The sequence below is a fragment of the Shinella yambaruensis genome, assembly GCF_050859155.1.
GTDB lineage: Bacteria > Pseudomonadota > Alphaproteobacteria > Rhizobiales > Rhizobiaceae > Shinella > Shinella yambaruensis.
The window spans coordinates 315,610-340,409 of sequence record NZ_CP150638.1 but is presented as its reverse complement, the minus strand read 5'-3'; the positions used below and the strand labels follow the sequence as shown (position 1 = coordinate 340,409).

Annotated in this window: 22 protein-coding genes; 7 read left to right on the top strand and 15 right to left on the bottom strand. The window is 65.3% G+C overall.

Annotated elements, in window-relative coordinates:
* Positions 1-77 precede the first annotated feature (77 nt).
* From WMC41_RS01690 to WMC41_RS01655, 8 genes are all read right to left on the bottom strand, one after another.
* Complete coding sequence (locus tag WMC41_RS01690; RefSeq protein ID WP_432346852.1) at positions 78-1,679, bottom strand: globin-coupled sensor protein; 1,602 nt, start codon at positions 1,677-1,679, stop codon at positions 78-80.
* A gap of 514 nt (positions 1,680-2,193) precedes the next feature.
* Complete coding sequence (locus WMC41_RS01685; protein WP_432346851.1) at positions 2,194-3,555, bottom strand: FGGY-family carbohydrate kinase; 1,362 nt, start codon at positions 3,553-3,555, stop codon at positions 2,194-2,196.
* Positions 3,556-3,559: 4 nt separating this feature from the next.
* The gene (gene rhaM, locus WMC41_RS01680; protein WP_432346850.1) at positions 3,560-3,874 is read right to left on the bottom strand and encodes an L-rhamnose mutarotase; all 315 of its coding nucleotides are present in this window, start codon (positions 3,872-3,874) and stop codon (positions 3,560-3,562) included.
* Between the two features lie 3 nt (positions 3,875-3,877).
* Positions 3,878-4,876: an ABC transporter permease gene (locus tag WMC41_RS01675; protein ID WP_288078107.1), complete on the bottom strand. Its 999-nt coding sequence runs from the start codon at positions 4,874-4,876 to the stop codon at positions 3,878-3,880.
* On the bottom strand, positions 4,869-5,855 hold the full coding sequence (locus tag WMC41_RS01670; RefSeq protein WP_432348228.1) for an ABC transporter permease: 987 nt from the start codon (positions 5,853-5,855) through the stop codon (positions 4,869-4,871). The genes WMC41_RS01675 and WMC41_RS01670 overlap by 8 nt, the downstream gene beginning before the upstream one ends.
* A complete protein-coding gene (locus WMC41_RS01665) occupies positions 5,852-7,348 on the bottom strand; it encodes a sugar ABC transporter ATP-binding protein (RefSeq protein WP_244767630.1) in 1,497 nt (498 codons plus the stop codon). The genes WMC41_RS01670 and WMC41_RS01665 overlap by 4 nt, the downstream gene beginning before the upstream one ends.
* A 220-nt stretch (positions 7,349-7,568) precedes the next feature.
* Entirely contained in the window at positions 7,569-8,558 is a 990-nt protein-coding gene (gene rhaS / locus WMC41_RS01660) for a rhamnose ABC transporter substrate-binding protein (protein ID WP_244767500.1), read from the bottom strand.
* 30 nt (positions 8,559-8,588) lie between these two features.
* The gene (locus tag WMC41_RS01655; protein WP_432346849.1) at positions 8,589-9,401 is read right to left on the bottom strand and encodes a DeoR/GlpR family DNA-binding transcription regulator; all 813 of its coding nucleotides are present in this window, start codon (positions 9,399-9,401) and stop codon (positions 8,589-8,591) included.
* 200 nt (positions 9,402-9,601) lie between these two features.
* On the opposite strand from WMC41_RS01655, the gene WMC41_RS01650 reads away from it, so the two are divergent.
* From WMC41_RS01650 to WMC41_RS01640, 3 genes are all read left to right on the top strand, one after another.
* On the top strand, positions 9,602-11,695 hold the full coding sequence (locus WMC41_RS01650; RefSeq protein WP_432346848.1) for a bifunctional rhamnulose-1-phosphate aldolase/short-chain dehydrogenase: 2,094 nt from the start codon (positions 9,602-9,604) through the stop codon (positions 11,693-11,695).
* Positions 11,696-11,705: 10 nt separating this feature from the next.
* Positions 11,706-12,995, top strand: a complete 1,290-nt coding sequence (gene rhaI / locus WMC41_RS01645; protein ID WP_432346847.1) for an L-rhamnose catabolism isomerase — start codon at positions 11,706-11,708, stop codon at positions 12,993-12,995.
* Between the two features lie 95 nt (positions 12,996-13,090).
* Positions 13,091-13,345, top strand: a complete 255-nt coding sequence (locus WMC41_RS01640; protein ID WP_064328845.1) for a GlsB/YeaQ/YmgE family stress response membrane protein — start codon at positions 13,091-13,093, stop codon at positions 13,343-13,345.
* A gap of 55 nt (positions 13,346-13,400) precedes the next feature.
* Here the strand turns inward: WMC41_RS01640 and WMC41_RS01635 are convergent, their stop codons facing one another.
* The gene (locus WMC41_RS01635) at positions 13,401-14,432 is read right to left on the bottom strand and encodes a hydroxyacid dehydrogenase (protein ID WP_432346846.1); all 1,032 of its coding nucleotides are present in this window, start codon (positions 14,430-14,432) and stop codon (positions 13,401-13,403) included.
* A gap of 53 nt (positions 14,433-14,485) precedes the next feature.
* Complete coding sequence (locus WMC41_RS01630) at positions 14,486-14,764, bottom strand: hypothetical protein (protein WP_272804391.1); 279 nt, start codon at positions 14,762-14,764, stop codon at positions 14,486-14,488.
* Between the two features lie 110 nt (positions 14,765-14,874).
* Between WMC41_RS01630 and WMC41_RS01625 the strand changes: the two genes are divergently transcribed.
* Genes WMC41_RS01625 through WMC41_RS01615 form a run of 3 tightly spaced genes read left to right on the top strand, consistent with a single transcriptional unit; the run spans position 14,875 to position 17,683 of the window.
* A complete protein-coding gene (locus WMC41_RS01625; protein ID WP_432346845.1) occupies positions 14,875-15,501 on the top strand; it encodes a ribonuclease D in 627 nt (208 codons plus the stop codon).
* A 7-nt stretch (positions 15,502-15,508) separates the two neighbouring features.
* Positions 15,509-16,381 carry a DUF817 domain-containing protein gene (locus WMC41_RS01620; RefSeq protein WP_432346844.1) on the top strand — a complete coding sequence of 291 codons (873 nt, stop codon included), beginning with the start codon at positions 15,509-15,511 and terminating at the stop codon, positions 16,379-16,381.
* 51 nt (positions 16,382-16,432) lie between these two features.
* A complete protein-coding gene (locus WMC41_RS01615; RefSeq protein WP_432346843.1) occupies positions 16,433-17,683 on the top strand; it encodes a hypothetical protein in 1,251 nt (416 codons plus the stop codon).
* A 2-nt stretch (positions 17,684-17,685) separates the two neighbouring features.
* Here WMC41_RS01615 and WMC41_RS01610 read toward each other — a convergent pair whose 3' ends face one another.
* Together WMC41_RS01610 and WMC41_RS01605 are read right to left on the bottom strand one after the other, a co-directional pair.
* The gene (locus WMC41_RS01610) at positions 17,686-18,021 is read right to left on the bottom strand and encodes a DUF6665 family protein (protein ID WP_272804389.1); all 336 of its coding nucleotides are present in this window, start codon (positions 18,019-18,021) and stop codon (positions 17,686-17,688) included.
* Between the two features lie 58 nt (positions 18,022-18,079).
* Entirely contained in the window at positions 18,080-19,462 is a 1,383-nt protein-coding gene (locus WMC41_RS01605) for a nicotinate phosphoribosyltransferase (protein ID WP_432346842.1), read from the bottom strand.
* Positions 19,463-19,869: 407 nt separating this feature from the next.
* On the opposite strand from WMC41_RS01605, the gene WMC41_RS01600 reads away from it, so the two are divergent.
* Positions 19,870-21,429 (top strand): hypothetical protein, encoded by a 1,560-nt coding sequence (locus tag WMC41_RS01600; protein WP_432346841.1) that lies wholly within the window; start codon positions 19,870-19,872, stop codon positions 21,427-21,429.
* 68 nt (positions 21,430-21,497) lie between these two features.
* On the opposite strand, the gene rpsA is transcribed toward WMC41_RS01600, so the two are convergent.
* The 3 genes from rpsA to WMC41_RS01585 all read right to left on the bottom strand — a co-directional run bounded on the left by rpsA (position 21,498) and on the right by WMC41_RS01585 (position 24,769).
* Positions 21,498-23,204: a 30S ribosomal protein S1 gene (gene rpsA, locus WMC41_RS01595; protein WP_432346840.1), complete on the bottom strand. Its 1,707-nt coding sequence runs from the start codon at positions 23,202-23,204 to the stop codon at positions 21,498-21,500.
* A 141-nt stretch (positions 23,205-23,345) separates the two neighbouring features.
* Positions 23,346-23,978, bottom strand: coding sequence for a (d)CMP kinase (gene cmk, locus WMC41_RS01590; protein ID WP_244767488.1), 633 nt, complete (start codon positions 23,976-23,978; stop codon positions 23,346-23,348).
* Positions 23,975-24,769, bottom strand: coding sequence for a hypothetical protein (locus WMC41_RS01585; protein ID WP_432346839.1), 795 nt, complete (start codon positions 24,767-24,769; stop codon positions 23,975-23,977). Before WMC41_RS01585 ends, cmk begins: the two co-directional genes overlap by 4 nt.
* Positions 24,770-24,800: the final 31 nt, after the last annotated feature.

The window sequence follows — 24,800 nt, the reverse complement described above, 5'->3', positions numbered from 1 at the left end:
CGGCAGGCGGGTGACTTCCTTCCGAAAGCCGGCTGCGGGCCGTCGAAAACCAGTGCCGTGGCCGTCTTGCCGCCATCTCAGCCTCCAAAGCCGGCGGCGCGGGCCGTCAGGAAATCGAGGGGAGAAGCCTGGGGTTCGGTGCGTTCGGGGGTCGCGCGTACTTCCGCCGGCGCGGGCCGTGCCGGGCGGCGCAGGTCGCGCTGCGCGGAAACATGGAATTCCCGGATCGTGCGGCCGAGTTCGAGGATGACGGTATGGAGGTCGCTGCCCGCCTCGCCGACACGAGCGGCATCCGCCGCGTCCGCTTCGAGCGCACGGCCGGTGCGGCCGATATCGGCCGTCACGCCGTCGAGCCCTTCCGCGTCGACCGCGCTCTCATGCGCAATGCCGGTGATCGCCTCGTTGATGCCCTCGACCTGGCGCACGATGTTGCCGATCGCGTCCTGGGTGCGGTGGACGTGCTCGACACCGGCCTCGACCTGCGCCTTGGTGCTCGTCACGAGCTGCTTGATCTCGCGTGCCGCATCCGCCGAACGCTGGGCGAGCGCGCGCACTTCCTGCGCGACGACCGCAAAGCCGCGGCCGCTGTCGCCGGCGCGGGCGGCCTCGATGCCGGCGTTGAGGGCCAGCAGATTGGTCTGGAAGGCGATCTCGTCGATCACGCCGATGATCTGGCCGATCTTTTCCGCCGAAGCCTCGATATCCGCCATGGCCGACATCGCTTCGCCGACGATGTTGCCCGAGAGCGCGACCGAGGCCTGCGTGGAGGCGGCCGCGGACTGCGCCTTGCGCGTCTCGCCGAGCGTCTGGCGTACGCGCTCGACGATCGCGCCGAGCGCATTGGCCGTTTCTATCAGGTTCGCCGACTGCTCGGCCGAGCGGATCGACAGCGCGCCGGCGCCGGAGGCGAGCGTGCCGACGAGACGATCGCCTTCGCTCGCGCGGTCCGCGGCGGCGGTGAGGCGGGACTGGATCTCGTCGAGCGCGCCGTTCAGCGTCTCGGCCATGTCACGCCAGGCCTCCGGCATCTCGCCGGAAACGCGGGCGGAGAAATCGAGCTGTGCCAGGCTGCGGATCGTCTCGCCGAAGACGCGGTCGAGCTCGGCGCGGTCTTCCCGCCGCTGCTCGCCGAGCGCCCGGTGGTGGGCGTGGCGCAATTCGTTGAAGCGCAGCGAAACGCCGATCTCGGCGTCCACCATCGCCGTGCGCAGGAAGGCGGAGATGAGGTCGGTCAGTTCCTGCCGGCGAGCCTTGCCCGCGCCGGGCAGGAGGGATTTCGGCCAATATTCCTCGATGAGGCCGCTGACGACCGTCTCGACGACGACCGAATGGCCGGCGATGCGCCAGCGCGGGTCGAGGCCCATCTGGCTCTCGCTGTCGGCGAGCACCTTCACCCGCTCCGCATAGAGGCCGTCGAACCGCGCGTCGGTCAGGACGCTCCAATGGGAGCTCTGGAGGTCGTGCAGGCGGTCGATCTGGCGCTCGCTCTGGAAATGGCGGGCGGCATCCGGGAAGGTCTGGAAACGCTGGAAGAGATCGCGCAGCGCCGTCTCGACATGCCGTTCGAGCGTCTGGCGGTGGCGGCGGAGCACCTCGCCCTGGGCAGCGTCTACGCCGGCAAAGCGCAAACGGTCGCGCAGGCTGGCCGCCTGTCCCGTTCGAGCCTGTTCTGCCGGCATTTCCTGCACCCGTATGCTCCCAAACCATGATGCCCGGCCGCCTTTCGGGCGGCCGCCGAATTCTCGCATGGAGAGAAGCTGGCGGCCCAAGCCGCGCTCGCGAGGCGGCGCGCGGCGCCACCCGTCGATCCATGATCAAATTCTGTGAAACTCGAATACCGGCTCGGATCCGGTACGGCGGTTCGGCATCATGCCTGGGTGAGAAACGGCGAATTTCCCATTCCGACGTGTAGTCCAATGTTTATGGTTAATTCCTTGCCTGAAGGTTAATGGTTCACGGCTTGCTTGTGGTATCGCTAAAATTAAAACGATCCGACGTAGCGTCAGCCTCGCGCAAGCTCGCGCGCGCAGGATGCGACCGTTGACTGACAATGATGTCAGGAGGAACGGGCAATGATTGTTCTGGCACTGGGCGCGACGATGATCGCAGCAGCGACGCTCGCCGCCATCTACCTACTTCTCGACATCGATGCGGAGCGCACCCCGGCCAAGGCCCGGGTGTTCTGAGCGACCTTCAGCCCTCGGCCGCAAGCCTTCGCCAGCGCGCCGCGTAATCCGCCGCGCCCTCGGGCAGATCGCCGTCCACCGAAACCAGCGCCGGCTCCGGTGCCCTTCCGGCAGCAAGGCAGGCGGCGCCGATGCTCGTGCCGGTCGCGCTGCCGCCGGCGAGCACCGCACGCCCCGTCGCGACCTTCAGCATCACCAGGAAGGCCCGGTTGGCGGCGAACGGCCCCTCGACGATGACGGGTCCGGCCGCGCCGATCAGGTCGAGGCAGGTCGCCGTCATCAGGGCGAGGTGGAAGGCGATGACGGCCTGCGCCGCCTCTTCGCTCAGTTCCTCGCGCGGCACGGTCCAAGTCGCCCTGCGGCCGGGGAACGGACCGGACTCCTGCGGCAGCGACGGCAACAGCATGGCGCCGCGCCGAAACACTTCCCCGACGGCAGAGGCCGGCAGGTCGCCGGACCGGCCGCCGAGCGTGGAAAAGGCACGGCCGCCCATGAACCGTGCAGACGGCACCGGCTCGCCGAGCGCGTTGACGTTGACCAGCGTGTCCCGTGCCTCGTCCAGCAGGACGGACCGTGCGCCCATCGCCATCACCACGACCCAGGTGCCGGTAGACACGACGGCATAGGGCGCGGCGCGCGTCAGCACATAGGGGAGCAGCGACGCGTTGGAATCGTGAATGCCGCAATGGACCGGCACATCCGGCCGCAGGCCCGTCGCCGTCGCGATATTCGGCCGGACCGGGCCGAGCACGTCGCCGGACTTGCGCACCGGAGGCATCAGCCTCGTCCAGCCCTCTTTTTCGACCAGGCTGGAGAAGCGGCCGTTGCGCGGTTCCCAGAGATCGGCATGACAGCCGAGCGACGTCACCTCGCTGGCGGCGACGCCGGTGAGGCGGAAGGACCAGTATTGCGCGTACATCAGCAGCCAGCGAACCTTGCCGAACGCATCCGGAAACGTCTTCGACTGCCAGTAGACTTGCAGGCCCGCATTGAGCCCGACGGGCAGGACGGGCGTGCCGCTGTCTTCGAAACGCGGCCGGATGGTCCCGTACGCCTCCGCCAGCGCCTGCGGGCCGTCATGCTCATAGTCGAGCACCGGCAGGACGAGATCGCCGTCTTCGCCGACCAGGGCAGCCGTGGCCCCGTGCGTGGTGACGGAGATGGCGTCGACCGGGCGCTCCCGGCTGAGCGCGGCGAGGCTTTCCAGAATGAAGGTCCAGAGTTTCTCCGTGTCGAAATGCGGATAGGGTGCGGCGTTCACCACGCCGTTCGGCATGGTGCGGGCGGCGACCTCACGAAAATCCCCGCCATCGACGAGCACGACCTTGGCGTTCGTCTTGCCGATATCGATGACGGCGATGGTGTTCATCGGCTCATTCCATATGGAAGACGGTGAGGAGCGGCACGGCGACGGGCTCGTTGTCCGGCTTCGTCTCCATGATATCGGCCATATGGGCCCACCAGCGCTGCATGACGGGATGGTTCGGCAGGTCCGCCATCGTGTGGTCCTCCCGCCGCCGGAGCACGCCGAAGAGCAGGTTCGTTTCCTCGTCGAGATGGATGGAATAGTCGGAAACGCCGGCCTCCCCCAGAAGCGCCGAGAGTTCCGGCCAGATCGCATCGTGCCGCGCCCTGTATTCGGCCGCCATGCCGGGGTTCAGCCGCATGCGGAAGACGTATTTCTCCATGGCTCAACGGCTCCCGCGGAAGCGCCGGTAGAGGATCGGCAGGGCGATGACGGAGATCAAGAGCAGGCCGATGAAGATCGACATGACGATGCCGGGCACATTCAGGAGGCCGAAGCCGAAGGTGACCATGCCCATGATCAACGCCGCCAGCACCACGCCGGGGATGGTGCCCGAACCGCCGAGGATATTGACGCCGCCGAGCACGACCATCGTCACCACCTCCAGCTCCCAGCCGAGCGCGATGGAGGGGCGTGTCGAGCCGAGGCGTGCGGTGAGGCAGATCGAGGCGACCGCCGCCATCAGGCCGGTCAGCAGGAAGAGCACGAACTTCACCCGGCCGACGCGGACACCGGAGAAGAGCGCGGCGGTCTGGTTGTTGCCGATGGCATAGACGGCGCGGCCGAAATTCGTCTTGTGGAGGACGACGCCGTAGATGATGGCCAACGCCAGGAACAGGCAGAATTCGAAGGAGAACACCCACCAGACATAGCCCTGCCCGAACCAGGAAAAACTGGCCGGATAGCCGGTAAACGCCTGGTCGCCGAGGATGACGAAGGAGAGGCCGCGGAAAAGGCTCATCGTGCCGATGGTGACGACGATGGACGGCAGGCCGAGGCCGGTGACGAGCAGGCCATTGAAGGCGCCGCAGAGGAGGCCGGTGGCAAGGCCGATCAGAACCAATGCGGGTGTATCGAAGCCGAGCTGCACGGCATAGCCCATCACCGTGGAGGTGAGCGCGATGACCGAGGCGACGGAAAGGTCGATCTCGCCGGAGATGATGACCAGCGCCATAGCGAAGGCGATCATCGCCTTTTCGGTGAAATTGAAGGTGGCGTCGGACAGGTTCCACGGATCGAGGAAATAGGGCGAGGCGAAGGAATTGACGAGGAAGATCGCCAGCGCCACGGCGACGAGCAGCGTCTCCCAGCTCTTCACCAAGCGCGCGCCGCGCCCTTCCAGCCGATCGGGGATATGGCGTGCAACCATCTGGGTCTCAGCCATGGGCCGTCTCCGCTTTCCTGAGGATCACCCGGCCCTTGCGCTTTTCGGCTCTGGCATTCACGGCGACGGCGATGATGATGACCGTGCCGGAAATCGCCATCTGGGCGAAGGGCGAGATGTTGACGACCGGCAGCGCATTCTTGATGACGCCGAGGAAGAGCGCGCCGAGCACTGCCCCGCCGACCGAGCCGATGCCGCCGGCGATCGACACGCCGCCGATGACGCAGGCCGCGATGATATCGAGCTCGAAGCCGGCCGCGATATCGACATAGGCGACCGCATAGCGCGAGACCCAGAGATAGCCGGAAAGCCCGGCCAGCGTGCCGGACAGGCAATAAGCGAAGAAGCGCGTGCGGCCGACATCGATGCCGGTATAGACGGCGGCATGCGGATTGCCGCCGACGGCGAAGAAGGCGCGGCCGGGCGGCGTCAGGCGCATCACCACCACCATCAGCGCGATGATGACCAGCGACAGCCAGGAGAGCAGCGGGAAGCCGAGGAACGCGGTGCGCGGCAGCGCCTTGAACGCGTCGCTCATCTGGTGCGCGTTGATCCAAGCGCCGCCGGAGAGAAGGAAGATCAGGCCGCGATAGATGGTGAGCGTGCCGAGCGTGACGACGATGGGCGGGATATCGAGCTTCCAGACGAGGAGGCCGTTGATCGCGCCGAGCACGGCTCCGAGCGTCATCGCGACGAGGATGATCAGCGGGATCGGCAGGCCGGGCATGGCGGCGTTCAGCATGGCCGCGACCATGCCGGAAAGCGCGAGGTTCGCGGCCATGGACAGGTCGATGCAGCGCGTCAGGATGACGGCCATCTGGCCGAGCGCCAGGATGATCAGGATCGACGTGTCATTATAGACATTGGCGAGGTTGCGCGGCGTCACGAAGGGCGGGAAGCGCAGGGCGATCAGCGCCACCAGCAGGGCGATCGCCACGACCAGCAGCATTTCGCGGTTCTTCAGCAGGACCTTCATCAGGCGGCCTCCTCGATGCCGGCGGCGGCGCGCACCAGCTTTTCCGCCGTCAGCTCCGCCCGCTCGAAACGGCCGGCGATGCGGCCTTCGCGCATGACGATGACCCGATCGGCCATGCCCATGATCTCGGGGATTTCCGAAGACACCATGATGACGCTGAGGCCCGAGGCGGCAAGCTCGCTCATGAAGGCGTGCACCGCGGCCTTGGAGCCGATGTCGATACCCTTGGTCGGCTCGTCGAGGATGATGACCTTCGGCCGTGTGGCCAGCCACTTGGCGATCACCACCTTCTGCTGGTTGCCGCCCGAAAGCGTGCCGACATCCTGGTCGAGCGAGGCGGCGCGCAGATCGAGGCGCGACGTATAGTCCCGCGCCAGCGCGAATTCCTCCGCCATGCGCAGGAAACCGGCGCGCGAGGTGCGCGAGAGCGAGGGCAGCGTGACGTTCTGGAAGATCGGCAGGCCGATGATCGCGCCCTGCCGGCCGCGCTCCTCCGGCACATAGACGATGCCGGCCGCAATCGCCTCGGCCGGCGAGCGGATGACCTTGATCTCGCCATGCAGCTTTATCGCGCCGGCCGATGGTTTCGTGATGCCGATCAGCGATTGCATGAATTCCGAGCGCCCCGCGCCGACGAGGCCATAGAAGCCGAGAATCTCGCCGCGGCGCAGCTCGAAATGGATGTCCTCGAATTCCGTCGGGTGGCGATAGCCGGAGACGGTGAGAACAGGCTCGCCGATGGCGACATCCTGCTTCGGGAAAACCTGGCCGACATCGCGGCCGACCATGAGGCGCACGAGATCGTCCTGCGTCGTCTCAGAAATCAGCCCCTCGCCTACCATGCGCCCGTCGCGGAAGACGGTGTAGCGGTCGGCGATGCGGAAAATCTCGTCGAACTTGTGGGAGATGAAGAGGATCGCCTTGCCGTCCGCCTTCAGCCGGTCGACCAGCTCGTAAAGCTCGTGGATTTCCTTGTGCGACAAAGCCGCCGTCGGCTCGTCCATGATGACGACGCGGGCGTCGATGGAAAGCGCGCGGGCGATGGCGACGAGGTGCTTGCTGGCGATGCCGAGGTCGCGCAAGCGGATCGACGGGTCGAGATCGGCCCCGACGCGGGCGAGCAGCGCTCGGGCGTCGGCGTTCATTCGTCGCCAGTCGATGAGGCCGAGGCGGGTGCGCGGGGCGTGGCCGAGAAAGATGTTCTCAGCAACGGACAGTTCGTCGAAGAGCACGGTTTCCTGATGGATCGCGGTGACGCCGGCTTTCGCCGCCGCATTGGCGGTGGGGAAATGGGTCTCCGCGCCGTCGACGCGGATGCTGCCCTCGTCCGGCTGGTAGATGCCGGTGAGGATCTTCACCAGCGTCGACTTGCCGGCCCCGTTCTCGCCGACCAGCGCCGTCACCGAGCCCGGATAGAGCGCGAGCGAAACCTCGCTGAGCGCGCGCACGCCGGGGAAGGTTTTCGAGATCCCTTCGAGCGCGATGGCGGGCTTCATCCGCGATGTGGTCGTGTCCTGCAGCAAGTCGTCGTCCACCGGTTGGGTTCATGAGCTCGATAGCGGGCAATGCGGGCTCGGCCGCCCCTCACCCTGGCCCTCTCCCCGCAAGCGGGGAGAGGGAACGGAGGCGTTGCGGCACGTCTCCTTCTCCCCGCTTGCGGGGAGAAGGTGGCCGGCGGGCCGGATGAGGGGCTTCGTTCCGCTCAGCAACGCCAGATCAGAAGATCTTGGCGAATTCCTCGACATTCGAGGCATCATAGACGAACGGATCGGCCATCGCGCCTTCGTTGTTGTCGTCGAGCTTCACCGTGCCCATGCGGCCCATCTTCAGCTCCGCGCCGGGCTTGGCTTCCGCACCGCCGATCAGGTCATAGGCGATCATCGTCGCCGAATAGCCAAGATCGATCGGGTTCCAGATCGCGAAGGATTTGGACGCGCCCGACTTCACATGGCCGGCCATCTCCGAGGGAAGGCCGAGGCCCGTCACATTGATCTGGCCGATCTTGCCGGCATCGGTGACGGCCTGCGCGGCGGCGACGATGCCGACGGAGGTCGGCGCGATGATCGCCTTCAGGTTCGGATGCGACTGGATGAGGCCCTGCGTCTCGCGATAGGACTTGTCGGCAAGATCGTCGCCATAGACGGTGGCGACCACGTTGATGCCCTTGTAGTTGGGCAGCACCTTGTTCATCTCTGCGATCCAGGTGTTCTGGTTCGTCGAGGTGGCGGTCGCCGAGAGCACGGCGACGTCCCCGCCTTCGGGCAGGTTATCGGCGGCGAGCTTGATGATCATGTTGCCGATCAGCGGGTTCGATGACGGGTTGAGATGCATCGAACGGCCCTCGGGCGCGACGCCCGAATCCCACGAGATCACCTTGATGCCGCGGTCCATCGCCTTCTTCAGGGCCGGCACCAGTGCATTGGTATCGTTCGCCGAGACGGCGATGGCATCGACCTTCTGGGCGATCAGCGAGTTGATCACCTCGATCTGGCCTTCGGCGGTCGTCGTCGTCGGGCCAGTATAGATGACCTCGACGTCGCCGAGTTCCTTGGCGGCCTCCTGTGCGCCCTTGTTGGCGGCCTCGAAGAAGCCGATGCCGAGCGCCTTGACGACGAGGGCGATCTTCTTGGTTTCCGCCTGCGCGGTGTTGGCGATCAGCGCGACCGAAACGGCCGCCGTCACAAGCAATGTCTTCAGGATTTTCACGACGTCTCCTCCCAGTGAAATCCATCGGCCTCACGCCGATGAGGGTGCATTCCCAGTCTTGGCGTCGGCCTGAACGTTCGCGACGATCAGGTTGACGCCGGCCTCCTCCAGCATCGCGGCATCCCTGTCCTCGATGCCCGAATCCGTGATGATGGTGGCGATGCGCTTCAGCCCGCACAGGATGAGGCTGGAGCGCTTCTTGAATTTCGTGGAATCGACCAGCACGACGAGTTCGTCCGCCTGGTCGATCAGCTTCTGCTCGGCCTGGATCAGCAGCGGATCGGCCTCCATCAGGCCGAGCGGCCCGAGGCCCTGCGCACCCATGAACATGCGGCGCGCATAGAAATTGCGCGTCACGTCATTGTCGAAGGGGCTGAGCACGATGTTCTGCTCGCGGTAGATCGTGCCGCCGGAGAGCATGATCGTGTTCTTCGAGTGCTTCAGCAGGTGCTCGGCGATGTTGAACGAGTTGGTGAAGACCTGCATGCGGCGGTTGGTCAAAAAGTGCACCATCTGGAATGTGGTGGTGCCGCCGTTGATGATGATCGGGTCGCCATCCTCGCAGAGCGCGACCGCCTCCTTGGCGATCGCCTGCTTCTGGCGGGTGTTGAGCGTTTCGTTGACCGTGAAGGGCCGGCCGGCAAGGCCGACGAACTGCGGCGGGTGCAGCGCCTCCGCCCCGCCGCGCACCCGGCGCAGCTTCTTCTGCACATGCAGCGCCGCGATGTCGCGCCGGATCGTCGCTTCCGAACTGTCGGTCAGGTCCACCAGCTCGGGCACGGTGGCGACCGGCTTTTCCTGAACCGCGGACAGAATGATCCGATGTCTTTCCTTCTCGTGCATGGCTCCTCCAGTGCTGGCAATGCTTCCATCAGGAACGCGCAATGTCAATCATGATCAATCATATTTTTTCATTGTGCAGCGCAATATGATTGTTCTTGATCGTTTATGATTGACATCGGCGATGCTCTCATGTGATCTGAAAGCATGCCTTCAAGCGCGGCGATAGCCATGCGCATGAGAAACACCGGGAGGAAATGCCGATGCTGGAGACGAACCGGGGCGCACGCCTTGCCAACCTGTGGGACGATGCCAAGGCGTCGACCATGCGCGAATCCGAGCGGCTGCTCTATCGCTCCAACCTGCTCGGTTCCGACAAGCGCATCACCAATTACGGCGGCGGCAACACGTCCGCGAAGGTGATGGAGACGGACCCGCTCGGCGCGGGCGAGGTCGAGGTGCTCTGGGTGAAGGGGTCGGGCGGCGATGTCGGCACCATCAGGATGGATGGATTCGCGACACTCTACATGGACAAGCTCAATGCGCTGAAGGGGCTTTACCGCGGCATCGCGCATGAGGACGAGATGGTGGGCTACCTGCCCCACTGCACCTTCAACCTCAACCCGCGCGCCGCCTCCATCGATACGCCGCTGCACGCCTATGTGCCGAAAAAGCATGTCGACCACATGCACCCCGACGCGATCATCGCCATCGCCGCGGCGAAGAACTCCCGGGAGCTGACGCAGAGGATTTTCGGCGACGACATCGGCTGGCTGCCCTGGAAGCGGCCGGGCTATGAACTTGGCCTGTGGCTGGAAAAGTTCTGCCTGGAAAATCCCGGCGCGCGCGGCGTGGTGCTGGAAAGCCACGGCCTCTTTACCTGGGGCGATACGGCCAGGGAATGCTACGAGACGACGATCGAGATCATCAACAAGGCGATTGCCTGGTTCGAAGAGAACAATACCGCGCCTGCCTTCGGCGGCGCGGTGAAGCCGGTGCTTTCCGCCAATGAACGCCGGGCCATCGCGGAAAAGCTGATGCCGGTCATCCGCGGCATGATCGGCCGGGATGAGAAGAAGGTCGGCCATTTCGACGACGGGGAAGCGGTGCTCGATTTCGTGACCTCGAAGAACCTTGCGCCGCTTGCCGCGCTCGGCACGAGTTGCCCGGACCATTTCCTGCGTACGAAGATCCGGCCGCTGGTCGTCGATTTCGATCCGGCCGCGCCGGACATCGAAAAGACGCTGGCCGGCCTTTCCGACGCCATCGCCGCCTACCGCGCCGACTACGCGGCCTATTACGAGCGCTGCAGGCGGGACAACAGCCCGGCCATGCGCGATCCGAACGCGGTCGTCTATCTCGTGCCCGGCGTCGGCATGATCACCTTCGCCAAGGACAAGGCGACGGCGCGCGTTTCCGGCGAGTTCTATGTCAACGCCATCAACGTCATGCGCGGCGCCTCCGGCGTCTCCGACTATGTCGGCCTGCCGGAGCAGGAAGCCTTCGACATCGAATACTGGCTGCTGGAGGAGGCGAAGCTCCAGCGCATGCCGAAGCCCAAGAGCCTTGCCGGCCGCATCGCGCTCGTCACGGGCGGGGCCGGCGGTATCGGCAAGGCGACGGCGGACCGGCTGATGGCGGAGGGCGCCTGCGTGGTGCTCGCCGATATCGACGAGGCGGCGCTCGCCGCGGCGGAAAACGAGCTCGCTGGCCGCTACGGCAGGGATGTCGTGCGCTCCGTCTCCATGAACGTCACCGACGAGGCGCTGGTAGCGAGGAGCTTTGCCGATACGCTGGTGGAATTCGGCGGCCTCGACATCCTCGTCTCCAATGCCGGCCTCGCCTCCTCGGCTGTGATCGAGGAGACGACGCTGGACCTGTGGAACAAGAATATCGGCATTCTCGCGACCGGCTATTTCCTCGTCTCGCGCGAAGCCTTCCGCATCTTCCGCCGGCAGAAGGCGGGCGGCAACGTGGTCTTCGTCGCCTCCAAGAACGGCCTTGCCGCCTCCCCCGGCGCTTCGGCCTATTGCACGGCGAAGGCCGCCGAAATCCATCTCGCCCGGTGCCTGGCGCTGGAGGGCGCCTCCGAACAGATCCGCGTCAACGTGGTGAACCCGGACGCCGTGCTGCGCGGCTCGAAGATCTGGACCGGCGAATGGAAGGAGCAGCGCGCCGCGACCTACAAGACGGACGATCTGGAGGCGCATTACCGCGAGCGCTCCATGCTGAAGCTGTCCGTCTTCCCGGAGGATATCGCGGAAGCCATCTATTTCCTCGCCTCCGACATGTCGGCGAAATCGACCGGCAACATCATCAATGTCGACGCGGGCAACGCCCAGTCCTTCACGCGCTGAGGAGATCCCGATGACGATGATTTCCGAAGACTTGGTCGCGCGCGAGAACCAGAAACGTCTCGCCTACCTCAAAAGCGACTACGACCATCTCGGTGCGCAGCTTTCCCGCCGCGGCGTCGATATCGATGCGGTGAAGCGGAAGGTCGCAGCCTATGCGGTGGCCGTGCCCTCCTGGGGCGTCGGCACCGGCGGCACGCGCTTTGCGCGCTTTCCCGGCGAGGGCGAGCCGCGCAACATCTTCGACAAGCTGGAGGACTGCGCGGTCATCCAGGAGCTGACGCGCGCCACACCGACCGTTTCCCTGCATATTCCCTGGGACAAGGTGACGGACCTGAAGGAACTGAAGGAAAGGGGCAACGCGCTCGGCCTCGGCTTCGACGCGATGAACTCCAACACCTTCTCCGATGCGCCGCAGCAGGAACATTCCTACAAATACGGCTCGCTCTCCCATGCGAATGCCGCAACGCGCCAGCAGGCTGTCGAGCACAATCTCGAATGCATCGCCATCGGCAATGCGCTCGGCTCCAAGGCGCTGACGGTGTGGATCGGCGACGGCACGAATTTTCCGGGGCAGGCGAATTTCACCAAGAGCTTCGAGCGGTATCTCGATGCGATGAAGGCCATCTACAAGGCGTTGCCCGAGGACTGGCGGCTCTTCACCGAGCACAAGATGTACGAGCCGGCCTTCTATTCCACCGTCGTGCAGGACTGGGGCACCAACTACCTGATCGCGCAGGAACTCGGCCCGAAAGCCTGGTGCCTCGTCGATCTCGGCCACCATGCGCCGAACGTCAATATCGAGATGATCGTCGCCCGGCTCATCCAGTTCAGGAAGCTGGGCGGCTTCCATTTCAACGATTCGAAATATGGCGACGACGACCTCGACACCGGCTCGATCGATCCCTACCGGCTCTTCCTCGTCTTCAACGAACTGGTGGATGCGGAGATGCGCAAGGCAGACGGTTTTGCGCCGGCGCATATGCTCGACCAGAGCCACAATGTCACCGATCCGATCGAGAGCCTGATGCGCAGCGCCATGGAGGTGTGCCGGGCCTATGCGCAAGGGCTGATCGTCGACCGCGCGGCGCTTGCCGGCTACCAGGAGGCGAACGACGCGCTGATGGCGTCCGAGACCTTGAAGGCTGGCTTCCGCACCGATGTGGAGCCGATCCTCGCCATGGCGCGGCTGGAGACGGGCGGGGCGATCGATCCGGTCGCGACCTACCGCGCGGCGGGCTACCGGGCGAAGGTGGCGGGGGAACGGCCGGCCGTGGCGAGCGGAGGCGGCGGCATCGTCTGACGCCGCCGAAGAGAAGTTCTCAGACCCTCTTGCTTTCCGGGAAACGGCTGCCAGATTGGACAGGGACAGAACAAGACTGTCTAAGGGAGCATCGTATGGGCATTGAAAGCATTCTCGTTTTCCTCATCGTCGGCGCCATTGCGGGCTGGCTGGCCGGCCTGATCGTTTCGGGCTTCGGCTTCGGCCTGATCGGCAATATCGTCGTCGGCATCGTCGGCGCCTTCATCGCCGGTTTCCTCTTTCCGGCCATCGGCATCAGCCTCGGCAGCGGCATCATCGCCGCGATCATCCATTCCACGATCGGCGCGGTGATCCTGCTCGTGCTCATCAAGGTCATCAAGCGCGCCTGAACGCGCTTTTCGAAAACCGAAAGGCCGTGGCGATCCCTCGCCACGGCCTTTCGTTTCAGTTGACGCTCACCGGTTTCGAGCGCATGCGCGAGACCGTCTCGCGCTCGGCCCGCTTGCAGCGCATCGGCGGCAGGCCGCGATCCATCAGCGCCATGTCCTCCAGCACCATGTCGCCCATCTTCTTGAAGGCGCTGTCCAGCGCGCCGGCACGGTGGGCCGAGCGGATGAAGCCCTTCAGCCCGCGCACCGGATGGTCCGCCGGCAATGGCTCTTCCGGATAGACATCGCTCGCCGCGACGATATGGCCGGAAGCGACCGCAGCCATCAGCGCCGGGAAATCGACGACGTCCGCCCGGCTGAGCAGGATGAAGGCCGCGCCCCTGCGCATGGAGGCGAAGGCCTCGGCCCCGAGGAACCCCCTGTTCTCGCTCGTCACCGAGGCGACGACGAAGACGAAGTCGCTCATGGCCAGCACCTCGGAGAGCGAGGCCGGCTCGACACCGGCTTCACGCAGCATCGACGGCGGCAGCCAGGGGTCGAAGACGCGGATTTTCGCGCGGAAGCCCGAGAGGACGCGGTTCAGTGCCCGGCCGAGATCGCCGAAGCCGACGATGCCGACCTCGGAACCGGAGAGGAGGCGCGCGGACCGGTTGCCCTCCCCGCCCCACAATTCCGTGCCTTCGCGGAAGGCCACATCCGCATCGATGACACCGCGGGCAAGGTTCAGCGCCATGGCGAGGCCGAGTTCGGCCACCGGCTCGGCAAAGACCTGGCCGGTCGTCACGACATGGATGCCGCGTTCGAACAGGACCTCATAGGGCATGTTGTTGAGGAGGTTGCTCTCGACATTGAGGATCGCCCGCAGGTTCGGCATGCGCGCCAGCATTTCGGCGGAGAGCGGCGGCTGACCGATGATGTAGCGCGCTTCTGCGAGCACCGCGTCGCCGAGCCCGGCAATGTCTTCCGGATCGGCCTCGACGATGCGATAGGTCCGGCGCAGCTCGGCTTCCGCCGCAGTGGTGAAGATCAGGTCCAGCGTGCGCGGTTCGGGCGCGCTGATCACCAGCGGCAGGCTTTCGTCGGTCATGGCTCCTCCGGATGAATGGCTCCGGCCGGAACGGCCGGGAATGAAAGGACGCGCTACCAGTCGTAGCCGCGCAGGCTCCGCTCGCGCGACAGCGGCAGGTAGCTGCCGCTCGACGTGACGCCGCCGCGCGTACAATTATAGACGGTGCGGCCCCAGTGGCGCTTCGTGCTGTTTTCCGGCGCGGGAATGTATTGCGGCTCGCAGAAGACCTGGTCCTCGGCTTCGTGCTCCTCGGTCGTCACGACGCCGGGCAGGTCATGAAACACCTGTGCGCCGGCAACGGGGGCGAAGAGCAGCGCGGTGAGGGCGGCAAGGATCAATCGTTTCGTCATATCGTCTTTCGGCCGCAGGCCGGTCCTTCGCAATCCATAAAGAAGTACCGCAGGCCGGAAACATGCGCTATAGGCCTGCGGACACAGAGACAGCTTAGATGGGGTTTTTCATGGCAAGTGCAATCCGGTATCACGAAGGTGACATCTCGGCGGCGGATGCAGCCCGCTATACCGGCGCGATCGCCATCGACACCGAAACGCTGGGCCTCATCCCGCGCCGCGACCGGCTGTGCGTCGTGCAGCTTTCGCCCGGTGACGGCACGGCGGACGTCATCCGCATCGCCGCCGGCCAGAAGGAAGCGCCGAACCTCACCGCCATGCTGGAAGATCCGGCCCGCCAGAAGATCTTCCATTACGGCCGCTTCGACATCGCCGTGCTGTTCCACACCTTCGGCGTCACCACCACGCCGGTCTTCTGCACCAAGATCGCCTCGCGCCTGACGCGCACCTATACGGACCGGCACGGCCTGAAGGACAATCTGAAGGAAATGCTCGAAGTCGACATTTCCAAGCAGCAGCAGTCCTCCGACTGGGCGGCCGAGACGCTGTCGCCCGCGCAGCTCGAATATGCCGCCTCCGACGTGCTGCATCTCCATGCCCTGCGCGACAAATTGATGGCGCGCCTCGTGCGCGACGGCCGGCTGACGCATGCGGAAGCCTGCTTCGCCTTCCTGCCGACCCGCGCCAAGCTCGATCTGCTCGGCTGGGAAGAGACCGACATCTTCGCCCACAGCTGAGCTGCCCGTGCAGAACGGATGGCAGCACCAGACCGGGCCGACGCTGGAGCCGCTGCGCCGGCTGATCCGCGGCCGGCTCGAAACGCTCCCGCCCGGCCTTGCCGAGTTCATCCTGTTCGGGCTGAAACAGGCTTGGGCCTGCCTCTTCGGCGGGCTCATGCTCGGGCTGATCATCGCCACGAAACTCGTCTGGCAGCCGGACTGGCCGATCCACCGGTATGACGCGCTGTTCCTGATGGCGCTCGCCATCCAGGTGACGTTCCTCAAGCTGAAGATGGAGACCTTCGAGGAAGCGAAGGTCATCCTCATCTATCACCTCGTCGGCACGGCCATGGAGATCTTCAAGGTCCATATGGGCTCCTGGGTCTATCCGGAGGAGGCCGTGATCCGCATCGGCGGCGTGCCGCTTTTTTCCGGCTTCATGTATGCCTCGGTCGGCAGCTACATGGCGCGCGCCATCCGCATCTTCGACATGCGCTTCACCCATTATCCGCCCTTCTGGACGACGGCGGTGCTGGCAATCGCCATCTACGCCAACTTCTACCTGCACCACTTTTTCGTCGATATCCGCCTGGTGCTCTTCGCCGCGACGGTGCTCCTCTTTTGGCGCGTGCGCATCTATTACACGGTGGAGGAGAAGCCGCGCTGGATGCCGCTCGTCGTCGCCGCCTTCCTCACCTCCATCTTCCTCTGGATCGCCGAGAACATCGGCACGGCGACGGGCGTGTGGCTCTATCCGGGCCAGACCACCTGGCACATGGTGCCCCTCACCAAGCTCGGCTCATGGTATCTCCTGCTCTATGTCAGCTTCGTGCTGGTGACGATCGTCTGCCGGCCGCAGCCGCCCGATCCCCCTGAAAACCCGCGGGCGCAGGCTTAACGCGCGGTTAATCCCCTCCGACCTATTCTTCCGGCGAGACCGGAGGTTGCCATGTTGACACCCCTGCAGAGCGCGCAGTCCACCGCCGCCGTCTCGGCGATGCAGTCGATCGTCGAAACGCTTGAGGAGCGCCGCCGCGAGGAGGCCGAGAAGGCCAGCGGACGGCCGAAGGACGACGCGCAGAAACAGGCACCGCTGCGCTCCGACGACACGGCGCGGCAGGCCAATGCCCGCATCAACGAACATTTCTTCGGCAGCAATGCCCGCGGCGGGGAAACGCTCGCCAAGCTGATATCCCGCTTCAGCGACACGCTCGGTATCACCCAGCAGGATGGCGAGGGCGCCCGTGCCTTTGCCCAGCGCCTTGCCGACCGACTGGCGCTCGTCGACCAGGTCTCGCTTCCCGCCAAGGGCAGCACGCTCGACGTCACGCTCCGCGGCCTCGGCACCACGCTCACCGCCGTCAGGCAGGCCATGGCGGGCCCGTCGGACGATGCGGCGGCCAATCTCGTCGCCCGCCTTGCGCTGACCGCCGGCGTGACGCAGGGCGAGGGCGAGGCGGATGCCGATTTCGAGCAGCGCCTTTCCGGCATGCTGACGCGCCTCCGCGGCGAACTGCCGGAAGACGTGGCGACGCTCGAGAAGAAATCCGGCCTCACCGATCTCGGCCTCAAGGCGACCGATCTCATCGCGGCGATCCGCAATCCCTATGGCACGGAAGCCGGGCGGGTGAAGGATGCGCTTGCCGAGAAGGCCGAGGACGAGAAGGCGCTGACGCCCGAAATGCGCAAGGTGCTCGCCCGTCTGGAGGACGCGGCGAACCCGAAGACCATCGAGGAGCTGAAGCTCGACCGGATCCGGCGCGACCCGACCCGCATCGAGGATGCGGAAACGCGCAAGGAACGCGAGGAGACGATCCGCTCGCTGGAAGCCGGCGAGAAGCTGGAGGACGTGCAGGACCTCCAGGACGCGGTCGGCCGCGCCCATGCCGATGTGGCCAAGGGCGTGCGGGAGGACAAGCGGCGGGACGATCCGGCCGCCGCCGCGCTCGACACGATCCAGCTGCTCGCCGCCGGTGCCGAGACGACCCAGCTTGCCGACAAGGTCCCCGCCAAGACGGAAAAAGCCGGCGACGGCGAGGATATCCCGGCGGAAACGACGGGCGAGGCCGTTCGCAAGCTCGACGCAGCCGGCGTGCAGGAACAGGAAGAGCGCGAAGCGGCGCGCAAGGAAATCTTCGCGCTGCGCGTCGACGACAACGGCATCTACGATCTCATCACGCGCCAGATCGTCGCCCTGTAGTTTCAGGCCTTGCGCCTTACGATGCCGAGCCGGGCGATGACCTCCGGCGGAATGGCGTAGCGGCGGATCGCGTCCTTCTGGCTGCGCAGGCCGCATATTTCCCGCTGGATGAAGAAGGCCCAGACCTTGTCGGCCGCGTCGTTGAGAAGGTCTTCCCGCTCCGCCTCGCCGCAACCCGCGGCAAGGCGCCCGGCCAGCAGTTCCAGCGCCTTCTCCACCTTCAGCCCGTGCCGGCCAAGCGCGTCCGCCCGCTCCGACATCAGTTCGTATTCGAGGATATTCAGCCCCGTGTCCTTGCTGAAGGAGGGGGCGAGCGCCTGCGGCGGGCGAACCGTCATCTTTCGTCTCCAGTCATCGGACTCAAAGATGGCGCCCCGGGGGCCCTGCCGCAAGGCCTCAGGCGGCGCGGGCGCGCACGGCGTCGAAGGTCCAGTCGACAAGGAGCCTGCCGTCGCGCCAGACGGGCTGCAGAAGGTTCTCGCGGCCGGCGAGCTGGTCGATGCGCGCGGCCTCAAGCCCGCCGATGCCCATCACCACGGCCTGACGCCCGGCCTTGGAGGCCTTGAGGTTCATCGTCGCCGGGCGCTTGTAGACGTCGTGCCAGGCGCCGTCGGTGTCCTGCCTGGCATTGGCCTTCATGGCGAAGGAATAGGTGTCGCGGTTCACCTTCTGCAAGAGCCCTGCCCCCATGCCGAAGGCGATATTTTCCGCCGAGAAGCCGAAGGCTTCCAGCCGGCCGAGGATGAGGCCGATATCGGCGGGCGAGATGCCGTCGCCCTGGATGACGCGCACGCTGTTGTCCAGCACCTTGTAGCCCTTGGCGTTGAGATGCGTGCCGAAGGCATAGGCGAGCTGGCGCACGACCTGAACCGGCGTTTCCACCGGATCGCCGCTGTCCGGCCGAACGACGAGCGTGCCGCCGGCGGCCTTCACCCGGTCCTTCAACTGCTTGCCCCAGATCTCCGTGACGGCATTGTTGATGTCGTAGCTGTCGGACACGACCGCATAGAGGCCCTTCTCGCCGAACCGGTCGATCATGTTGCCATAGGCCTCCGCCTCGCGCTCCTGCCCCCAGGACGTCATGGTCGAATGCTCGGAGGCGGGGATGGAGAAGCCGGCCATCTCGGCACCGTAATAACGGCGCGCGAACAGCACGCCGCTTACCGTATCCGTGCCCATGAAGTTGACGAGATGCGCCGCCCCGCCGATGCCTGCCTGCTCGAAACTCGTCGTGCCGCGCGCGCCAAAATCGTGCAGGCGGAAGGGGAGCACGGCGGCCGGGTCCTCGCAGGTCTTTTCCAGGATCGGCCGGATGATCTCTCTCACCTTGCGCGAATTGGAGGCGACGGTGCTCGGATACCAGATGGCGCGCAGCAGCGCCGTCTCGACATAGGAGGTCAGCCAGTAGCATTCGGGATCGGTGTTCACCGCCTGCGCGACCGGCACGCCGCGGCGCACCAGCGTGCCCTCCGGCAGCGCCTCGATGAGCAGCGGCAGGAAACCGCCGTGTTTCGCGACGATATGCGTCCAGCCCGCACGGTTGAACGGCAGGCCATGCGCCGTGACGATCCCCTCGGCCTCGTCCACGTCCGCCATCGTCACCGGTTTCGACAGGTATTCCTTGAGGAACATCTGGAGGCCGAAGAACAGCACTTCCGCCTGCTCGGAATGGCCGCGCGCCTCGACATAGGAGGAGATGGCGCGGGTTTCCGGAGGGTATTGCAGGTAGTGGCTGAACTTGTAGCTGTCGGTGTTGAGGATGAGGTTGGTGAGGTTCATCGAGGGTCTCCGCCGCATCCGCGGCCGGCGAACGAGCGGCGGCGCAACAGTGCCGCGAAGATTTACGCGAGCCGAGCATAAGGGGCAAGAGCCGCCGCGCGGGACAATTCGAGGCGGCAATGCTGCATATGCGAAGCGCCGGCCGCCGCATTAGCAATTCGTTAACCATAAAATGCCAATTGTAACCTATGGAAAGTTGTTCGGAGTTCCGGGTTCGCCCGTCCGGCACAATCGAGTGGCTCCGTGCCTGCCGGGTTGCCCGCCGCCTCCCTCGTACCTGCCCGGTTCGCCCGGGCTGAAAGCTCACCAGCTCGCAGCGTCGCGCATGATGCGCCATCCGACGACCGATGGACCATTGGCAGGCCTTGTGATGCGGACGGCATCGGCAGGGAGAACAGGAGGCAGGCATGCTGCCGCGTTTGGCAATGACGACCGATACCATGCAGCCTTCCCTCGCCGTTCCGGCGGGCGCATCGGTCGAGGCCGCCGCCAGGCCGCAGCTTTCCCCCGCTGCCCTTACAAACCTGAGGGCCGAGGTACTGCTGCGCCTCATCGAGACCATGCTCAGGCACATGCCGCGCGCCGGGGAGACCAATCCGGGCCGCGACCTGATGGAAACGTTGCTCGCCGTGCTGAAGACCCTGCCCGGCCGCGAGGGCGGCGGCGGCCGCAAGCTCGCCGACCTTCTTGCCAGGCTGCCGCCGGAGCTTCGCCCGAGTGTCGAAAAGCTGATCGGCACGGTCCTCTCCTCCATGCCGACGCGCAGCCTCGTCGAGGTGGTGCGTCATCCGAACGGGCCGGAGGCGCGCAAACTCGCCGCCTTTCTTTCCGCAAGCCTCAAGGCCGATACGCCCGCCACCCTGCGCGCGGAAGACAAGCCACGGCCGCTCGGGCTGAATGCCCAGCAGCTTGCCGCCGTCGGCCGCCACAATCCGCAGCAGGCAGGCCAGCCGGCGCAGCTTCTCGGCGATATCCGTACCCTACAGACGATGCTGAAGCGCATCTTCGATTTCGACGGCGGCGGCAAATCGCGCCCGGCAACCACGCGGACGCTGGAAACGACCGCCAACCGGCCGGAGCTTGCCGCACCCAACCGGCTGCCGGCCGGGGAAAACGCCGCGCAGCGCAGCGGGCAGCCCATATCGACGCCCACGACCAGGGCCGACAATCCGCTGCCGGTCGAGATCGCGGAACCGGCGATCCGCCACGATGGCGGCGCCGAGAAGACCGAGACCACAACGCCGGTCGTGAGGCGGGACGACATGCCGGCCAGGACCCAGGTCGCCAATGCCGCAGGACAGGCACTTGCCCGCAGCGTGCTGCAGGCCGTCACCCGCGACATGGCGCCGGCCCTGCTGATGCCGACCGTCGCCCAGCTTCTGGAAAACCTGTCGCTGGAAGAGGCGAATTTCATCCGCTCCCTGCTGGAGCGCCCGCTTGAGCCGGTGAGCGAGGCAGAACTCGCCCTCTTGGCGACCGAGGGCAGCGAAAAGGGCGAGATGGCACCGGAGAGCGGCAAGGTCCGCACCGTGACGGCACAGGCGACGCCCGCCCTGCAGGAGGCGCACGCCGAGGCGGACGAGCCGCTGCCACTGCCGACACCGACGCTGCAGGCCCGCGAGGCGCTCCAGGCGGCCCTTGCGGATGCGACGCCGGAAAGGCTGCTTGCGGCAGCCATCCTGCGCGAGGGCATACCGCTCGCCTTCGTGCCCTATCTGCCGGCCGAAGAAGACCTCGACTGGTCCGAGGGCCGCGAAAGCGGCGAGGAAGACGAGACCGCGAACGAGGAGCATGGCGACGACGCGGAAGCCGGCGGCGAGGCGGGCGAGGACACCGCCTTCGAAGCCTCCGGCGAGGAGCCCGAGGCGGACGACATGGCAAAACGCCGCGAAAAGATCGCCGACATGGTCGGCGTCATCGAACCCGGCCTGGTCTTCTACCAGAAGCTCGGCGACTACTGGACCTGACCGGACCCCAAAGAAAAACCCGCGGAGAGCGATCTCCGCGGGTTCTTCATGTCGAGATAAGCGAACGCTTATTCGGCGCTGTTACGGTTCTTCAGAGCCGCGCCGAGGATGTCGCCGAGCGATGCGCCCGAGTCGGAGGAACCGAACTGTGCGACGGCTTCCTTCTCTTCGGCGATTTCCAGCGCCTTGATCGAAAGCTGGATCTTGCGATCCTTCTTCGAGAAGTTCAGGACGCGGGCATCGACGGTCTGGCCGACCGAGAAACGCTCCGGACGCTGTTCGTCGCGGTCACGCGACAGGTCGCCACGGCGGATGAACGACGTGATGTCCTCGTGGTTGACGAGACGCACTTCGATGCCGCCATCGTTGATCGCGATGACTTCAGCCGAAACGACGGCGTTCTTGCGCAGGTCGCCGGAAGCGGCAGCTTCGCCGACCGAATCACGGCCGAGCTGCTTGATGCCGAGCGAGATGCGCTCCTTGTCGACGTCCACATCCAGAACGACAGCCTTGACGACGTCGCCCTTGTTGTATTCCTCGATGACCTGCTCGCCCGGACGGTTCCAGTCGAGGTCGGACAGGTGCACCATGCCGTCCACGTCGCCGTCGAGGCCGATGAACAGGCCGAACTCGGTCTTGTTCTTGACTTCGCCTTCGACTTCCGTGCCGGCCGGGTGGCTGTGCGCGAAGGCCTGCCACGGGTTCTCGAGGGTCTGCTTGAGACCGAGCGAGATGCGGCGCTTCGTCGGGTCGACTTCGAGAACGACCACGTCGACTTCCTGGCTGGTGGACAGGATCTTGCCGGGGTGAACGTTCTTCTTCGTCCAGGACATTTCGGAGATGTGGATCAGGCCTTCGATGCCCGGCTCCAGCTCGACGAACGCACCGTAATCGGTGATGTTCGTGACCGTGCCGGAGATCTTCTTGCCGGTCGGGTACTTGGTGCCGATGCCATCCCACGGATCCGACTCGAGCTGCTTCATGCCGAGCGAGATGCGGTGGGTTTCCTGGTTGATGCGGATGATCTGGACCTTGACCTGCTGGCCGATGGACAGGATCTCCGACGGATGGTTGACGCGGCGCCAGGCCATGTCGGTGACGTGCAGCAGGCCGTCGATGCCGCCGAGGTCAACGAACGCACCATAATCGGTGATGTTCTTGACGACGCCGTCAACAACCTGGCCTTCTTCGAGGTTCTGGACGATTTCAGAACGCTGCTCGGCGCGCGACTCTTCGAGAACCGTACGGCGCGAAACGACGATGTTGCCGCGACGCTTGTCCATCTTGAGGATTTCGAAGGGCTGCGGGTTGTGCATGAGCGGGGTGACGTCGCGGATCGGACGGATGTCGACCTGCGAACGCGGCAGGAAGGCAACGGCGCCGTCGAGATCGACGGTGAAGCCACCCTTGACCTGGTTGAAGATGACGCCTTCGACGCGCTCGCCGGCTTCGAACTTGACTTCGAGCTTGGCCCAGCTCTCTTCGCGGCGAGCCTTTTCGCGCGAAAGCACAGCTTCGCCGAGGGCGTTCTCGATGCGCTCGACATAGACTTCGACTTCGTCGCCGACCTTCAGCGTGCCGTCCTTCGACTTCGCGCCGAATTCCTTCAGCGGGACGCGGCCTTCAACCTTGAGGCCGACGTCGACGATAGCGACGTCCTTTTCGATCGCGGTAACGATGCCCTTGGCGACATAGCCTTCGGCGAGATCGTTAGCGGCGAAGGATTCCTGCAGAAGGGCTGCGAAATCTTCGCGCGTGGGGTTTGCTTGAGACATTGAAACTCCTGGTGTGCCAAAAGGCACGGGCGCCGGGGGTTAGCGTTGATGAGGAACGAGGCTGTGTCCGCTGCTCTTGGGCAGCAAATCCGGCGCGGGGACAGGCCTTGTTCTATGCTGGCGCAATTCCGGATGGAAAAGCTAGTGCTTCAATGCGGCGTCGATGATCGACTTGGCCGCCGAAAACGCCGCCTCTATACCCATTTCCGAGGTATCAAGCAAGTGCGCATCGTCGGCCGGTTTCAGCGGGCTGTCCGCCCGGCCCATGTCGCGCTCGTCGCGCCGGCGGATGTCGTCGAGGACCGTCTCGAAATCGGCCACGCCGCCATTGCCGACGATTTCGTCGTAACGCCGCCTGGCGCGCACCTCCGGCGATGCCGTCACATAGAGCTTTACCGCCGCATCCGGGCAGACGACCGTGCCGATATCGCGCCCGTCGAGCACCGTGCCCGGCTCGCGCGCCGCAAAGCCGCGCTGCGCCTCGACCAGCGCGCGGCGCACGGACGGCATGACGGCGATCTTCGAGGCCGCCTCGCCGATCTCATGGGCGGACAGCACCGCCCGGTCGAGCCCGCCAAGATCGAGCGTGCGCGCCACCTCGGCCGCGACGGCCTCGTCATCGAGCGGCAGGCCACGGTCAATGAGCGCCTTCGCCGTCGCCCGGTAGGTCAGGCCCGTATCGAGATGATGAAAGCCATAATCCTCCGCAATGCGGCGCGACAGCGTTCCCTTGCCCGCGGCAGCGGGGCCATCGATGGCGATTGTGAAAGTCATTCCGTCACCTGAAAATGGATGTGATCGTCATGGCGTGCAGCCCGGCATCCCTGGAACCGCACGTTCGGATGGACAACACCGAGGCGCTGGGCCAGATGCGGCTCAATGAAAATCCGTTCCACACCGAATTCCGGTCCCTCCAAGGCAAGCCAGCGCAAGGCTGCACCCGTTCTCGCTTCGTCCAGCATCCACGCAGGAAAAAACCCTTGCAGAAACCCCATGTTCCACCGAAGTGTCAAGAGATCGTCACGTTCGGCGCAGGGCAACTGTGTGCCGGGCGCAGGCTCTTCGAAAGCGAAGTAGCCGATTGGTGAGCGTACGGCCCTGTTCAGCGGCGTCCCCTTCTCGTCGCGATAGTAAAACGCGATGTCGAGCTTCCGTCCGTCGTCGTGTGATAGATGGGGCAGAAGCGGGAAGCCGTCCAGGAACGGAAAATTGGCATCGAGAACAAGCGTGATAGTCCCGGGGAATTCCAGGTCTATGGCCACCGAGAGCGCTTCTGCAGCGCGTTTGGCTTCCATGGTGACGAAGTTCCGATTCAGGGCGCAATAAAGCGGAGACTGAATCTGCAAACTGCCGTCGCCAAAACAGGACAGCGGCACACGCCCGAAAAACGGTGCTGTAAACGACGCCGTGGTCGTAGCCGAAGCATACAACAGCAGGAAAACCGCAAGACGGGTCGAGCGCCGGGTGATCTCGCCCCGATGGGCCAGCCAGCGCCCGGCGAGGTATGACACTCCGCCAATCTGCGTGAGCGCGGTCAAAAGAGAAAAGACAAGCGCGATGCGCAATGCCCTCGCGCCTGTTCTTCTCAAGCCCGAA